The 12,982-nt window shown below is 66.5% G+C and carries 13 protein-coding genes; 6 read left to right on the forward strand and 7 right to left on the reverse strand.

The window, feature by feature from the left end:
- Positions 1-8 precede the first annotated feature (8 nt).
- Together ACHFB9_RS15845 and ACHFB9_RS15850 are read left to right on the forward strand one after the other, a co-directional pair.
- A complete protein-coding gene (locus tag ACHFB9_RS15845; RefSeq protein ID WP_417068423.1) occupies positions 9-242 on the forward strand; it encodes a thioredoxin family protein in 234 nt (77 codons plus the stop codon).
- A gap of 189 nt (positions 243-431) precedes the next feature.
- Positions 432-1,259, forward strand: coding sequence for an acid phosphatase (locus tag ACHFB9_RS15850; protein ID WP_417068424.1), 828 nt, complete (start codon positions 432-434; stop codon positions 1,257-1,259).
- A 5-nt stretch (positions 1,260-1,264) separates the two neighbouring features.
- Here the strand turns inward: ACHFB9_RS15850 and ACHFB9_RS15855 are convergent, their stop codons facing one another.
- Positions 1,265-1,714 carry a hypothetical protein gene (locus ACHFB9_RS15855; RefSeq protein WP_417068426.1) on the reverse strand — a complete coding sequence of 150 codons (450 nt, stop codon included), beginning with the start codon at positions 1,712-1,714 and terminating at the stop codon, positions 1,265-1,267.
- A gap of 256 nt (positions 1,715-1,970) precedes the next feature.
- Here ACHFB9_RS15855 and ACHFB9_RS15860 point away from each other — a divergent pair, with 256 nt between their 5' ends.
- From ACHFB9_RS15860 to pnuC, 3 genes are read left to right on the forward strand one after another with little or no spacing between them, the layout of a single operon-like run.
- Positions 1,971-3,074, forward strand: coding sequence for a phosphotransferase enzyme family protein (locus ACHFB9_RS15860; RefSeq protein ID WP_417068428.1), 1,104 nt, complete (start codon positions 1,971-1,973; stop codon positions 3,072-3,074).
- Complete coding sequence (locus ACHFB9_RS15865) at positions 3,071-5,227, forward strand: TonB-dependent siderophore receptor (RefSeq protein ID WP_417068429.1); 2,157 nt, start codon at positions 3,071-3,073, stop codon at positions 5,225-5,227. The genes ACHFB9_RS15860 and ACHFB9_RS15865 overlap by 4 nt, the downstream gene beginning before the upstream one ends.
- Before the next feature lie 10 nt (positions 5,228-5,237).
- Positions 5,238-5,828, forward strand: coding sequence for a nicotinamide riboside transporter PnuC (pnuC, locus tag ACHFB9_RS15870; RefSeq protein WP_417068431.1), 591 nt, complete (start codon positions 5,238-5,240; stop codon positions 5,826-5,828).
- Between the two features lie 4 nt (positions 5,829-5,832).
- Here pnuC and ACHFB9_RS15875 read toward each other — a convergent pair whose 3' ends face one another.
- Together ACHFB9_RS15875 and ACHFB9_RS15880 are read right to left on the reverse strand one after the other, a co-directional pair.
- Positions 5,833-6,900, reverse strand: coding sequence for a calcium:proton antiporter (locus ACHFB9_RS15875; RefSeq protein ID WP_417068432.1), 1,068 nt, complete (start codon positions 6,898-6,900; stop codon positions 5,833-5,835).
- Positions 6,901-7,001: 101 nt separating this feature from the next.
- Positions 7,002-7,139, reverse strand: coding sequence for a hypothetical protein (locus tag ACHFB9_RS15880; protein WP_417068433.1), 138 nt, complete (start codon positions 7,137-7,139; stop codon positions 7,002-7,004).
- Positions 7,140-7,455: 316 nt separating this feature from the next.
- On the opposite strand from ACHFB9_RS15880, the gene ACHFB9_RS15885 reads away from it, so the two are divergent.
- Positions 7,456-8,466 carry a GNAT family N-acetyltransferase gene (locus tag ACHFB9_RS15885; RefSeq protein ID WP_417068435.1) on the forward strand — a complete coding sequence of 337 codons (1,011 nt, stop codon included), beginning with the start codon at positions 7,456-7,458 and terminating at the stop codon, positions 8,464-8,466.
- A 4-nt stretch (positions 8,467-8,470) separates the two neighbouring features.
- Here ACHFB9_RS15885 and mtgA read toward each other — a convergent pair whose 3' ends face one another.
- From mtgA to ACHFB9_RS15905, 4 genes are read right to left on the reverse strand one after another with little or no spacing between them, the layout of a single operon-like run.
- Complete coding sequence (gene mtgA, locus ACHFB9_RS15890) at positions 8,471-9,175, reverse strand: monofunctional biosynthetic peptidoglycan transglycosylase (protein WP_417068436.1); 705 nt, start codon at positions 9,173-9,175, stop codon at positions 8,471-8,473.
- Positions 9,172-9,993, reverse strand: coding sequence for a shikimate dehydrogenase (aroE, locus tag ACHFB9_RS15895; protein ID WP_417068437.1), 822 nt, complete (start codon positions 9,991-9,993; stop codon positions 9,172-9,174). The genes mtgA and aroE overlap by 4 nt, the downstream gene beginning before the upstream one ends.
- 12 nt (positions 9,994-10,005) lie before the next feature.
- Entirely contained in the window at positions 10,006-11,007 is a 1,002-nt protein-coding gene (locus ACHFB9_RS15900) for an energy transducer TonB family protein (protein ID WP_417068438.1), read from the reverse strand.
- A 27-nt stretch (positions 11,008-11,034) separates the two neighbouring features.
- Complete coding sequence (locus ACHFB9_RS15905; protein WP_417068440.1) at positions 11,035-12,942, reverse strand: ribonuclease catalytic domain-containing protein; 1,908 nt, start codon at positions 12,940-12,942, stop codon at positions 11,035-11,037.
- Positions 12,943-12,982 lie beyond the last annotated feature (40 nt).

Below are 12,982 nucleotides of genomic sequence, written 5' to 3' on the forward strand. Positions count from 1 at the left end.
TGCCTGAGATGAAAATCACCCTGTACAGTTCCAGCTGCAGCGATTGCCTGAGAACCAGCACTCTCGCGCTCGTGCGCGCACTCGAAGCACGCGGAGTCGAGTTCGAAATCGAAACGGTGACGGACTACGCGATGATCGCCGCGGCGGGCGTCCTCGCCCTCCCCGGCATAGCCGTAGAGGGACGCCTCGTCTCAACGGGAAAACTGCCGACCCCCGACGACGTTGACCGTTGGCTCAGATAGGCTGCCCCCGCCCCTCTTCCGGAGTTCCTGAATTCAGTCCGGAAAGAGGGGCTGATCTGCACGGCCAAGGCAAAACTTTCCCGCCCGGCCCACTCGTGAAGCTGCGCCTCCATCAAATCGAGGCACAATTCCGTTCCATTGCACTCCCAACCCGGATCTTCCCCGCGGGTCGGACACAGGAGAGATCAAATGCGACAACGAGCGGTGGCCCGCCTTCTTCTTCAATCAACGCTGCTGCTGGCGCTCGCCTCCTGTGCGACGCCCCCGCTGGAAAAGGTGGCAGGGCCCGACGGACGCTACCGCGGCTACCTGGCTGCGGCGGCCGTGCCAAGCAGCCTCGTCCAGGTTCCGCCCCCGCCCGCCCCGGGTTCGGCGGCGATGGCGCTCGACGAGGAGATCGCGCAGCGCAGCTTCGCGCTGCGCAACACGCCGCGCTGGAAACAGGCCGCACAGGATGCCGATCTGAGCTTTCCGCATGCGGCCGGAATCTTCGCCTGTGCCGTGAACACCGCGATCACCGAAGCGGACACTCCGCGCCTCTACCGGCTGCTGCAGCGCAGCCTGGCCGATCTGGGCGCTTCGACGCGCAGCGCGAAGAAGCACTACCAGCGCCCCCGGCCCTTCATGGTCAACAAGGAACCGATTTGCACGCCAGAGGATAGCGAAGACCTCGCGAAGAACGGTTCCTACCCGTCCGGACACAATGCGGCCGGCTGGGGCTGGGCGCTGATCCTCGCCGAGCTTTCGCCCGAGCAGGCCGACGCAATCCTCGTGCGCGGTCGCAACTATGGCGAGAGCCGCAACGTCTGCAACGTGCACTGGCACAGCGATGTGATGCAGGGTCGCCTGGTCGGTGCGGGAACGGTCGCCCGCCTGCACGCCGAACCGGCCTTCCTCGCCGATCTTGCGGCCGCCCGGGAGGAACTCGCCGCCGCCCGCAAGAAGGGCCTGAAGCCCCAGACCGACTGCGCCGCCGAAGCGGCAGCGCTGGCGATCACGCCCTCTCTGGCCCAATAAGCCGATCAGCCCTGGCAGGCTTGGCGGGCATTGGGCAGGCGGGTCTTGTACAGATCGATCCGGCAGACGCCGAAGCGCGTCGCGAGCTCGGCAGCCCGGGTCCGGGCCGAAGCCAGACCCGGCTGCATGCAGCTCAGCACGGCCTGCTTCAAATCCTCGGCGCAGGGAGATACCTCGCTCTGCTCGACCGAGTCGCGGATCTGGGTCATCCTCCGCCAGCCTTCGGCTCCGGGATAGGCCCTCATGATCCTGTGCCAGTTGGAAAAATCATCGATCGCCAGGGCCAGCCGCGCCAGGTCTGGATGGCTCGGCGCACCGGCCTGCTCGCGCAGGAGCTGAACCGTCGCCTCAAGCCGCTCCTGATCCGACACCGTGTCGGCCTGCGCTCCCGACACCAGCCCCAGCGACAGAACGATCGCAAGAACCGGACTCCAGCCCCAAGCGGTGAATGACATTCCATTTCCCGTACAAAGAGAGGACGACATCTTAGCTCCGGAGCCGAAGCCCGGAAACAGCCCGTCAGCCACGCGGCCCAACGGCGATCTGCGCCGGGAACTCGCGGGCCGCGGCAATGCCGAAGAACCGCACATTGAAGCCCCGAAACCGCCGACGATGCGATAATCGCGTCCCCCTGATCCCCTGCAACCGATGAGTTCGAGAACCCCCGTCTCTCCGCCTGAATCCCCCTCCCCTGCGCCCACTGCGCACGGAGTGGGACGGGAACCGGTTGCGCCCGACTGGCCAGAACTCTCGGCCGACGAAGTCGAGCGGGTTCTCGCGCGCTACCCGGGCCAGGGCCATCTGCTCTCGCTCGGCTGGCACAGCCCGCGCCCGTTCTCGGCGGCCAGTCTGGTCGAGACTTCGACCGGCAGGCTCTTCGTCAAACGCCATCACAGCGCGGTGCGCACGGCGACCACGCTCGGCGAAGAGCACCGCTTCATCGATCATCTCGCCCGGCGCGGCGCGCCGGTCGCGGCGATCCTGCGCACAACCGAAGGCCTGAGCGCAGTCAGCGAAGGCGGATGGGTCTTTGAAGTGCATCGGACGGCACCGGGCGAGGATCTGTACCGCGACGCGTTGTCCTGGACGCCCTTCCTGAGCCCCGAGCACGCCTGGGCCGCCGGTCGCGCGCTCGCCGAGCTGCACCGTGCGGCCGAAGGCTTCACAGCCGCCCCGCGCAGCACCCCGGTTCTGGTCGCCAATTTCCGGCTCTTCGGCGCGGCAAACCCGGTCGCGGCGATCGAGGCGAGCTTCGCCCACCGCCCCGCCCTCGCCGAAGCGCTCGCCGATCGCGACTGGAGACGCGAGATAGGCGAAACGCTACTGCCTTTCCATGCCCGGCTGAGGCCCCGCCTCGCCGCGCAAACCGCGCTGTGGACACACGGCGACTGGCATGCGTCGAATCTGCTCTGGTCCGGCAACGAAGTGCGCAGCGTGCTCGATTTCGGTCTCGCCGATCGAAACTTCGCGCTCTTCGACCTGGCGACCGCGATCGAACGCAACGGAATCGGCTGGCTGGATCTGGACGAAGGCCGCGACGCCGAAGTGCAATACGAGCAGATCGCCGCGCTGCTCGCGGCTTACGCTTCGCTCAGACCATTCGAAGCCGAAACCCTCGCCGCGCTGCTGCCCCTGGTCCATGCCGATTTCGCGCTCAGCGAAGTCGAATACTTTCACGGCATCGTCGGCTCACCGGAAAACACTAGCGTCGCCTATCAGCGCTATCTGCTCGGGCATACCCAATGGTTTTCCGAAGGCAGCGGAAGGCTTCTGCTCGAACGGATCGCCGGACGAAACACAGGAAATTCACGATGAGTACAGAACAGAAGTCTCGCCAAATCCTGATGCTGCTGGCCTGCCTCGTCAGCGCGGCGGCCCAGGCACAGAGCACCTCGGACGCGCAGACCGAGACGATCACCGTCCAGGGCAGGAAGCTGCAGAGCGGCTACCAGGCGAGGAACGCTTCGGTCTCCGGCATCGAAGCTCCGTTGCTCGACACGCCGGCCTCGGTCTCGGTGCTGACCCGCGAGCTGCTCGAAGACCAGCAGGCCCGGCTCCTGAGCCAGGCGCTGCGCAACGACGCTTCGATCGGCGATAGCTATGCGCCGGTCGGCTACTACGAGAACTTCGTGATCCGCGGCTTCGCGCTCGACCTGGCGAGCAGCTACAAGATCAACGGCAGGACGATCACCGGCGAACAGAACGTTGCGCTCGAGAACAAGGAACGCGTCGAAGTGCTCAAGGGCCTCGCCGGACTGGCCAGCGGCATCGCCGCTCCGGCCGGTCTCGTGAACTTCGTCACGAAGCGCAGCGAGGAAATCCGCACCGTCACCGCCGGCACCAACGATCAGGGGGGCCGCTATCTCGCGACCGACCTCGGCCACTGGTTCGACACGGATCACCGCTACGGCGCACGGATCAACCTCGCCTGGGAGGACATCCAGTCCTATGTCGAGCACACCGACGGCAAGCGCAAGTTCGCCTCGCTGGCCATCGACGCGAAACCGAGTTCGCAGCTGGACATCGAGTTCGACGCGGAATTCCAGGACAAATCCCAGCGCTCGGCCTCCGGCTATCAGCTGCTCGGCGGCTCGACGCTCCCCTCTGACTTCTCGCCGCGCCGCCTGCTCGGTTACCAGAGCTGGGCCGACCCGGTCACGAACCGCGCGCTGAACCTCGGCGCACGCGCCGAATACCGCTTCACCGAGAACTGGAAAGGCGCGCTCTCCGCCTCGCGCAGCCGAACCCGGATCGACGACAACGTCGCCTTCGTCTATGGCTGCTACTACGTCGCGAGCTGCTCGGCAGGCACCCCGGGCAACGCCTTCAGCCGCGACGGCCAGTTCGACGTCTACGACTACCGCAGCCCGGCCGAAGTGAGGATCAACGACGAAGTCGAAGCCCGCCTCGCCGGCCGCGTCGAAACCCTGGGTATCTCCCACGAACTCAGCCTCGGCGCGAGCGGCTTTCGCCGCACCGTCGACAGCGGCAACCCGGTCTACGACTACGTCGGCACGAGCTCGCTCTCTGAGGAGCTCTCCTTTTCGCCTTCGCCCACCACCCCCGGAACGCCCTACCGCCGGCTGGACAGCCGTCAGAACGGGATCTTCGCCACCGACCGCATCCTCTTCAGCCCTCGCTGGCAAGCCCTGCTCGGCGCTCGCGAAACCCGGATAGCCGAGAAGGCCTTCGCGTCTTCGGGCGACACGACTCGGGACACGACCCAGTCGGTGTTCTTGCCGCAAGCCGCGCTGATCTTCAAACCGCAAGCGAACACCTCGCTCTACGCGAGCTGGGCAAAAGGCCTGAGCCAGGGCGGCACCGCCCCTTGGTGGGCTAACAACGGCAATGAGATCCTCGCGCCGACCCAGACCCGTCAAACGGAAGCCGGGATCAAGATCGAAGCGGGAGCTCTGAGTCTGTCGGCCGCGCTGTTCCAGGCCCGTCAGGTCTATCAGTACGCGCGCCCCGAAGCCGACGGCAGCTACTCCTTCGTCCAGCAGGGCTGGCAGAAGAACCGTGGGTTCGAACTGTCGGCGACCGGGCAAGTCCATCCGCGGCTGAGGATCTCGGCCAGTGCAGCGGCGATCCGCGCGCGGGCCGAAGACACCGGCACGGCCGCCTACGAAGGACATCAGGCCATCAACGTGCCCCGGCTGCGCGCCAGCCTCTATGGCGACTATGCCGTGCCGGGTTTCGAGAACCTGGGCCTGCTGGCCGGTCTGCAGGCGAGTTCGAGCAAGACCGCGACGCGGGCGGGCACGGTCTCGGTGCCCGGCTACGCGGTGTTCAATGTCGGCGCACGCTATGCGACACAGATCGCGGGACATCGCACGCTACTTCACCTCGCCATCGACAACGTGTTCGACAAGCGCTACTGGCGCGATGTCGGCGAATCCGCCGGGGATGGCTATCTGTTCCCGGGCGCGCCGCTGACCGCGAGGCTGTCTGGCCAGTTCGCTTTCTGAAAGGGAGTCGATGTCGCCACTCGAAATCACCGCCGTCCTCGTCAATGCCCTCGGGGTCTGGCTGACGACCCGCCGCACGCTCTGGTGCTGGCCGGTCGGTCTGATCGGAGTGCTGCTCTACGGCCGGCTCTTCTTCGAGATCAAGCTCTACTCAGACATGCTGCTGCAGTTCGCCTTTGCGCTGCTGCAGGGCTACGGCTGGTGGCGCTGGAAAACCGGCCGGAGCGAAGCCGGCAAGGTCCGCGTCGAACACCTGGCTCCCGGCCAGCTGCGCTCGGGCCTTGTTGCCGGTGCGCTGGGCGGCATCGCGCTCGGCTTTGCGATGCACACGCTGACCGATGCCGCGCTGCCCTGGCTGGACGCGCAGCTGACCGCCTTCAGCCTCGTCGCGAGCCTCTGGGCGGCAAGGAAACAGCTCGCCTCGTGGTGGCTGTGGATCGCACTGGACGCGATCTACGTCGGCCTCTACCTGCTCAAGGGTCTGCCGCTGACAGCCGGGCTCTATGCCGCATTCATCGTGCTCGCCGCGCTCGGCCTGCGCGACTGGGGCGCCGCGCTGGCCGAGCAGGAAAACCCGGCGAAAGCCTGCGCGGCGGACTGAACGCTCAGGGCACGACGCTCATGAACAGGAAGGCGGCGAAGATCACCAGGTGAATCGCGCCCTGCATCACGTTCGTGCGCCCGCTGCTCATCGTCAGCGTCGACACCCCGAACGCGAGCCCCAGGAAAACCAGATCCTTGCCCTCCAGCCCCAGGCGCAAGGGCAGATCCAGCACAACCGCAACGCCGACGACGGCGGGAATGGTCAGGCCTATGCTCGCCAGCGCCGAACCGATCGCGAGGTTCAGGCTGGTCTGGATCCGGTTCGCGCGCGCCGCCCGGATCGCCGCCCAGGTTTCGGGCAGCAGCACCAGCAGCGCGATCACGACACCGATCACGGATTTCGGCGCGCCGATCGCCGCAACGCCCCGCTCTATCGTCGGCGAGAGCATCTTTGCGAGTCCGACGACCGCGACCAGCGCGACAAAAAGCAGCGCCAGAGCCGCCCAGGCCTGGGCGCTCGTCGGAGGCTCGGCGTGGACTTCCTCGTTCGAAACATCCTCGCGGGGCAGGAAGTAGTCCCTGTGCCTGACCGTCTGGATGAACACGAAGACGCCCCACAGCGCCAGCGACGCGACTGCGGCAAAAGCGAGCTGCGAGTTCGTGTAGGTGCCGCTGGCCGAGCTGGTCGTGAAGGTCGGCAGCACCAGCGAGAGCACCGACAGCGCGAAGAGCGCGCTGATCCCCGCGCAAGCCCCCTCGACCCGGAAGCTCTGCTCGCGGTGGCGCATCCCGCCGATCAGCAGGCAGAGGCCGACGACTCCGGTGCTGATGATCATGACCGCGGAGAAGATCGTGTCGCGCGGCACGCGTTCCGCCCCGTCTCCGCCGGCGAGCATGATCGCGATGATCAGCGCGACTTCGATCGCAGTGACCGCGAGCGCCAGGACCAGCGTGCCGAGCGGCTCGCCGAGCTTGTGAGCGACGGTCTCGGCGTGATGGACCGCGGCGAGCACGGACGAGACCAGCGCGGCGAATGCGAGCGCCGCAAAACCGGGGAGCATCCCGATCAGACCGGAAGCCGCGAGGATCAGCGCGGCGAAGAGCGGAACAAGGATGGACCAGAGGGGCATTGCGTCTCCACGTATCAGGGTTCGGACAGAGCATAGCCTGAAGTGGACAAGAAAAAGCCCGCGGGGAAAGCGGGCTTCTTGACGGGGGTTCTCCCCTGGGATCAGTGCTGCGGCGGAGTGATCAGCGGCGCGGGCGCATCACGCATTTCCTTCTTGTGCTGCTTCGCGGCGCGCTTTTCCTTGACGCTCATCTGCGGATGTTTCTTCTCTTCCTTATTGCTTTTCTGGATTTTTCCCATGACTCATTCTCCTTGAAAAGACCGGCTGAGCAGAACGTCGACGGCACATGCAACGGGGGCGAGCGCTACAGTCGAGATCCCAGTATAGGCGCATCGTCGGTGAGCGGCGCAGCCCGCGGCTCTTGCGCAACGCGCGCGGCAAAGGGCTGGTCGAAGCGCGTCGTCGCCGCTAGACTGGGCGACATGCTGGACATTGCACTCCGTTAAGACCGCCGCCCCCGAACCGGGGACGAGAAAGCTCAGGCATGGGGCCGATCCGCCCCATGACTTCTTGCGCCCGGCGAAACCGCGCGTTTCGCCCTGACGGAGTCCCATCATGGCAAGTCCCGTATCCAGCAGTCCTTCTCCCGTCTTTCACATCCGCAGCGCCGACGCGGCCGATCTGCCCGCGATCACGCACTGCACGCTCTCTGCTTTCACCCTTTTCGATGTCTTCGGCCCCGCCTGGAACTCCGACTCCGGTCTGCTGCCCGCACGGCTCTCGGCCCTCCCCGAGAGCCACGGCTTCGTCGCAGTCGACGAAAAGAACTCCGTCATCGGCCATGCCCAATGGACCCATGTCGCAATGCACCTGCTCGGTGGCACGAGGCGAGCGGCCTGCCTCGCTCCGCTCTCGGTTCGTGCGGACAGGCAGAGGCAAGGCATTGGCGGTGCCTTGATTCGCCAGGGCATCGCGGCGCTGCGCGAAGCCGGAATCGACCTGCTTTTCCTGCTCGGCCACGAGGCCTACTACCCGCGTTTCGGACTCCAGTGCGGCTGCCTTGGCCGCCATGCGCTCTCCATTGCGATGCCCGAAGCGCTCGCCGCGGATCCCGAAGGCTACCGCCTGCGCCCGCTGCACGACGGCGATGAGTTCGCACTGCGCGCGCTGTGGCACAGGCTCTGCGGTGGGGTCGACGGGGCTCTGGAGCCAGGCCCGGGTCTGCTCCCCTGGTCCTCGGCCACTCGGGGAATCATCGCCTGCGTGCTGGAGCGCGGGGGACAGATCGTCGGCCACGCGCGCTTCGACGCCCGTGCTGAAGCGATGGCCGATTCGGGAGTACTGCGCTTTCTCGCTGCGGACGCCGCGAGCGCTGGCGTGCTCGCTTCGCGCATCGCGGGCTGGACGGGATGGCAGGCTAAGTCCCTGACCTTGCCTCTGCCTGCCGGTTCAGCCCACGTGCAGGAGCTCTTCGCGGGGAGAGAACCTGAACCTGTCTTCGAGCGCTGGGCTCCGGGCATGGCGATGGCGCTGCAGCAGAACGAGACGGAAACCCTGCTCGCGCGGATTCAGGCCGGAGAGGCTCCGCCCCTCTTCATCGAATGGCCATCGCTGTTCGACTACTGAAGGCTCAACGGGCGGTCTTCGGCACCTCGGAGTTGCCCATCCGGCGCTGGATCTTGGCCGCGTGCGCGGAGAGGCGGGAGCCGTACTTCTTCTCGTACTTGCGCGGGTTGGGCAGCATCACCGCGATGTGCGCGGCCTGGGCCGCGTTGAGCTTTGCGGCCGGGATGCCGTAGTAGTGCTGGGCGGCGGCCTCGGCGCCAAAGATGCCGTTGCCCCATTCGACGACGTTCAGATAGACCTCGAGGATGCGCTGCTTGTCCCACAGCGCTTCGATCATCACCGTGATCAGCGCTTCCTCGGCCTTGCGGACATAGCTGCGGGTCGGCGACAGGAAGAGGTTCTTCGCGAGCTGCTGGCTGATCGTCGAGCCACCGCTGACCGGCTTGCCCTTCTTCTCGTTCTTCTTCATCGCGGACTCGATGCCGTCCCAGTCGAAGCCGTCGTGCTCGACGAACTTGTCGTCCTCGGCGGCGACGACCGCGCGCTTGAGCCGGTTCGAGATCTTCGCGTAGGGCACCCACTCGTGCTGCAGCTTTGCGTCGGGATCGGTCTCGCGCATCTCGGCGAGCCGCAGAGACATGAAGCTGGTCTCCCCCGGATCGATCCAGCGCCAGGCCAGAACATGACCGAAGATCCACAGCTGATAGGCGAGGAAGATCAGCAACAGGCTGAACAGGCCCAGTTTGACGATACGTGCGAAGCCAATCATGAAGCGAGCAAGGTTCTCAAATCCCGGCGGACCGCTCCGGTGTCGGGGCGCAGAGCGCGCCACAGGAAGAAGCTCTCGGCAGCCTGTTCGATCAGCATGCCCAGACCGTCGAGACAGTGAGCCGCGCCGAGTTCCCGGGCCGCACTCAGGAAAGCGGTCTCGTCCCGACCGTACATCATGTCGTAGGCGAGGCTGTCCGGGGCATAGATGCCGCGCGGCAGCGGCGGCGCTTCGCCGGCGAGCGAGGACGAAGTCGCATTGATCACGACGTTGAAACTCGATCCGGCGAGATCATCGAAGCCGCAGGCGGCCAGTTCGGTGGCGCCGCAATCCCGCCCGGCGATCAGCGCGGTCGCCCGGGCGGCGGTGCGGTTCGCGACGACGAGCCGGCCGGGCTTCTCGGCGAGCAAGGGCAGCAGCGCGCCGCGCGCCGCGCCGCCGGCGCCGAGCAGCAGCACGCGCTGCCCGGAGAGGGCACAGCCCTGAAAAGCGAGGTCGCGGACGAGGCCCGCGCCGTCGGTGTTGTCGGCGAGCACGCCATCGGCCGAGAAGATCAGCGTATTCGCGGCCCCCGCCGCCTCGGCCCGTTCGCTGCGGCGATCGGCGAGCGCGAAGGCGTCGAGCTTGAAGGGCACGGTCACGTTCGCGCCCCGCCCGCCCCGGGCGCGGAAAGCCGCGACCGCTGCAGCAAAGCCGTCGGTCGGCGCGAGGATGGCCTCGTAGCTCAGAGCTTCGCCGGTCTGGGCCGCGAAGCGCGCGTGGATCCAGGGCGAGCGGCTGTGGGCGATCGGGTTACCGAAGACAGCGTAGAGGTCCATGAAACGAATTCTTCAGCGGGGCGCATCCCGGCTCGCGTCGAGCACATCGGCGCGCGAGAAGTCCCAGGTTCGATAGATCTGCAGGATATCCGCTTCCTTGCGGATGTTGCTCGGGAAAGGCGCAAAAGGCCCGGCGAGCTGCAGGATGCGCAGCGCCGCGTTATCGAGCGAGCGGTTGCCCGAGGAGCGCCGGACCTCGGCGACCGCGACCGAGCCGTCGGCGCGGATCTCGACATAGAGGCCCACGCTGCCATAGAGCCGCTTTCCCCCGGCCTGCGGGAAGTTGATCGTGCCGACCCGCTCGACCTTCTGCCGCCAGTCCTCGAAATACTGGGCCGGCGCGAACTCGGCGGTGCGCGCAGCGATGAACTTCTTGCGCGGCCGCGCCGCGTAATCGCGCTGATCCTTGTCGATCACCGCTTCGAGGCGAGCGATCGCGCGGTGGCGCTCCTCGTCCTCATCGCCGCGCACGGCGCTCGGCTTGGCGTTCTCGAGCGGCGCCGGATGTTCGAGCTGAACGGACGCGCGCTTGCGGCTCTGCACCAGCAGTTCGCGCTGCAGCGCTTCGAGCTGTTCGGCGCGCTTCAAGGTCTGGATCAGCGCATCGCCCGCCTGGGTCTGCTCCTGCGAGGGCAGAGGCGTGGCCGGCATCGCCTTGCTGTCGGAAGTGTTGCCGCCTCCGTCGAGGTTGGCCTGGGCCAGGGCCTGCGGCTTTTTCGGCGCGTGGGCATGGCGGGCATTGACCAGCACGACTTCCAGCCCCCGGTCGAGCTGACCGTTGCGCCTCGCTTCGAAAGGTTTGAAGTGCATCGCCAGCAGGGCCATGTGCATCAACACCGAGACGCAGATCGCGGCCCAGAACACATGTTCACTGCCTATGCGGCGGCTTGCGGCGGGCAAACGAAGCCGGTGCCTGACGACAGGCTTTTCCGCCAGCAGCGCTGCGGTCGGGGCAGGCGCTGCGACGGGTTTGCCGGGCTTCGCGCGGGAGCGGGTTTTAGGTTTTGCGGACATGACGACGGGATTCTAACGATTTGTCGCTCAATCCGAAGCATCTTCTTCAGAGACCGACTCCTGCCCGGCCTCCGAACTCAGGTTTCCGATGTAGCGCAGGCGCGCTTCGATCGCCAGATCGTCGTGACCTTCGACAGCCAGCGAAACCCGGGTTCCCGGCAGCAGCTCGGGCAGCGAGGGGATCTTCGCGACGAAGGGAATCTCCTCCAGCCTGACCAAGCTCTCGCGGATCACATGGCCGGAGAGCTCGCTTCGCCCTTCCTGGCGCATCCAGCGCAGACACCAGTAACGCTCCATCTGCCGCTGAAAATCGGCATAGGCCGAGTAGGCGAGTTCGAAGTCGTTCATCGCCGCGGCGAGTTCGGCCGAGCCCTTGCCGAAAGGCGCGGTGCCGTCGTTCAGCATGCCGATCAGCTGGCGCTGGTTGATCAGGTCGACATAGCGGCGCAGCGGCGAGCTGGACCACGCATAGCAATCGACCCCGAGGCCTTCGTGCGGCGCCGCGGCGGTCGTCATCCTGACCCGACCCGCCCCCTGGGCGCGATAGATCGCGGGGATTCCGGCGTCGGCCAGATCCTGGCCCCAGGTGCTGTTGGCGAGGATCATCAGTTCGGACACGAGCTTGTCGAGCGGAGAGCCGCGCTTGCGGCGCTCGATCCGGACCCGGCCCGCGCCGTCCGGGCCTTGCTGTTCCCAGTCGACGTAGAAGTTGAAGTCGTAAGCGTTCTGGTTCGCCGAAGGCTTGCCGCGGCCCGCTTCGAGCACGGTCGCGAACTCCCAGAGCAGCTTCAGCTCGTCCCGCCAGGGCTGCTCGGGCAGCTCGGCCGTCAGCGTCTGCTCGTTGAACCAGGGTTCGATGTCGTGGTGGCGCAGGTTCGCGGCGACCGGAACCATTTCGAGCCGACTCTCGTGTCCGACGATCACATAGTCGCGGTTCAGATCGACATACAGCGACAGCGCCGCGCTCTCGCGCCCTTCCTGGAGCGTGTAGCGGCTGACCACGCCGTCGGGCAACATCGTGATCTTGTCGCCGGGCATATAGACCGTGGACAGGCGCCGCCGCGCGACCGCGTCGAGCGGCGCCCCCTGGGTGATGCCGGCTCCGGGCGCGGCGATGTGGATGCCGATCCGCCAGCCTCCGTCGGCGCGCGCCGTGATCGAGAACGCATCGTCGATCTCGGTCGTCGTCGCATCGTCGATCGAAAAGGCTCGCACGTCGGCGCGCGGCAATTCCGCTGCCGGTTCGGGGACGTCCAGATCGGGGAATTCGGGGCCGTCCGGGAAATGCTCGGACAGGAAGCGGGCGCGGTGATAAGCGAAAGCCGATTCAAACGCGCCGCAGGCGAGCAGCAACTGGGCGAGGTTCTTGCCGGAAGCGTCGCAGGCCGCTTCGACCGCCTTCGTCTCCAGCTTGTTGCGGTCGGGCTTGACGAGCAGGCTGGTCACGATCGCGCGCACTTCGTCGGGAAGACGCCCGGCGACGAGCTCGGCAGCGAGCCGATCGACCGTTTCCTGCTGCTGACGCTTCTTCTCCTGCCCGGCCAGCGCGGCCTGGAGGATCTCGGGCGGCGCTTTGCGAAAACGCCCCTTGCCCTTGCGGTGAAACCAGACCGGAGCGCTGTGCAGACGCAGCAGCACCGCGGTGTTCTCGACCGCGTTGGCGGTGTGGCCGTAGTACTCGGCGGCGAACTCGGAAAAGCCGAATTCGGCTTCGCCGCAGACTTCGTAGAGGAATTCGGTCTCCAGAGCCTCGGCTTCGGCCTCGGCGCGCGCCATCAGCTCGCTCGCAGCGGGAGACTCGAAGCGCAGCAGCACGTTCGCGCTTTTCAGCTTGATGCGCTTGCCGTGCGGCGTCTCCACCTGCAGCGAACTATCGGTCTGGGTCAGGATCGTCGCGGCCTTGAAACCGCCATCCTCTTCGAACAACACATGCATGGGCTTATCCCGCTTTGGCCAAGCGCTCGATTATAGCGGC

Source organism: Niveibacterium terrae (genome assembly GCF_048213115.1).
Classification (GTDB): Bacteria; Pseudomonadota; Gammaproteobacteria; order Burkholderiales; family Rhodocyclaceae; genus Niveibacterium; species Niveibacterium terrae.

Bases quoted from the DNA above. Each gene is read 5' to 3' on its own strand.
- ACHFB9_RS15845 (WP_417068423.1), top strand. From the start codon at position 9: ATGAAAATCACCCTGTACAGTTCCAGCTGCAGCGATTGCCTGAGAACC.
- ACHFB9_RS15850 (WP_417068424.1), top strand. From the start codon at position 432: ATGCGACAACGAGCGGTGGCCCGCCTTCTTCTTCAATCAACGCTGCTG.
- ACHFB9_RS15855 (WP_417068426.1), bottom strand. From the start codon at position 1,714: ATGTCATTCACCGCTTGGGGCTGGAGTCCGGTTCTTGCGATCGTTCTG.
- ACHFB9_RS15865 (WP_417068429.1), top strand. From the start codon at position 3,071: ATGAGTACAGAACAGAAGTCTCGCCAAATCCTGATGCTGCTGGCCTGC.
- pnuC (WP_417068431.1), top strand. From the start codon at position 5,238: ATGTCGCCACTCGAAATCACCGCCGTCCTCGTCAATGCCCTCGGGGTC.
- ACHFB9_RS15875 (WP_417068432.1), bottom strand. From the start codon at position 6,900: ATGCCCCTCTGGTCCATCCTTGTTCCGCTCTTCGCCGCGCTGATCCTC.
- ACHFB9_RS15880 (WP_417068433.1), bottom strand. From the start codon at position 7,139: ATGGGAAAAATCCAGAAAAGCAATAAGGAAGAGAAGAAACATCCGCAG.
- ACHFB9_RS15885 (WP_417068435.1), top strand. From the start codon at position 7,456: ATGGCAAGTCCCGTATCCAGCAGTCCTTCTCCCGTCTTTCACATCCGC.
- mtgA (WP_417068436.1), bottom strand. From the start codon at position 9,175: ATGATTGGCTTCGCACGTATCGTCAAACTGGGCCTGTTCAGCCTGTTG.
- aroE (WP_417068437.1), bottom strand. From the start codon at position 9,993: ATGGACCTCTACGCTGTCTTCGGTAACCCGATCGCCCACAGCCGCTCG.
- ACHFB9_RS15900 (WP_417068438.1), bottom strand. From the start codon at position 11,007: ATGTCCGCAAAACCTAAAACCCGCTCCCGCGCGAAGCCCGGCAAACCC.
- ACHFB9_RS15905 (WP_417068440.1), bottom strand. From the start codon at position 12,942: ATGCATGTGTTGTTCGAAGAGGATGGCGGTTTCAAGGCCGCGACGATC.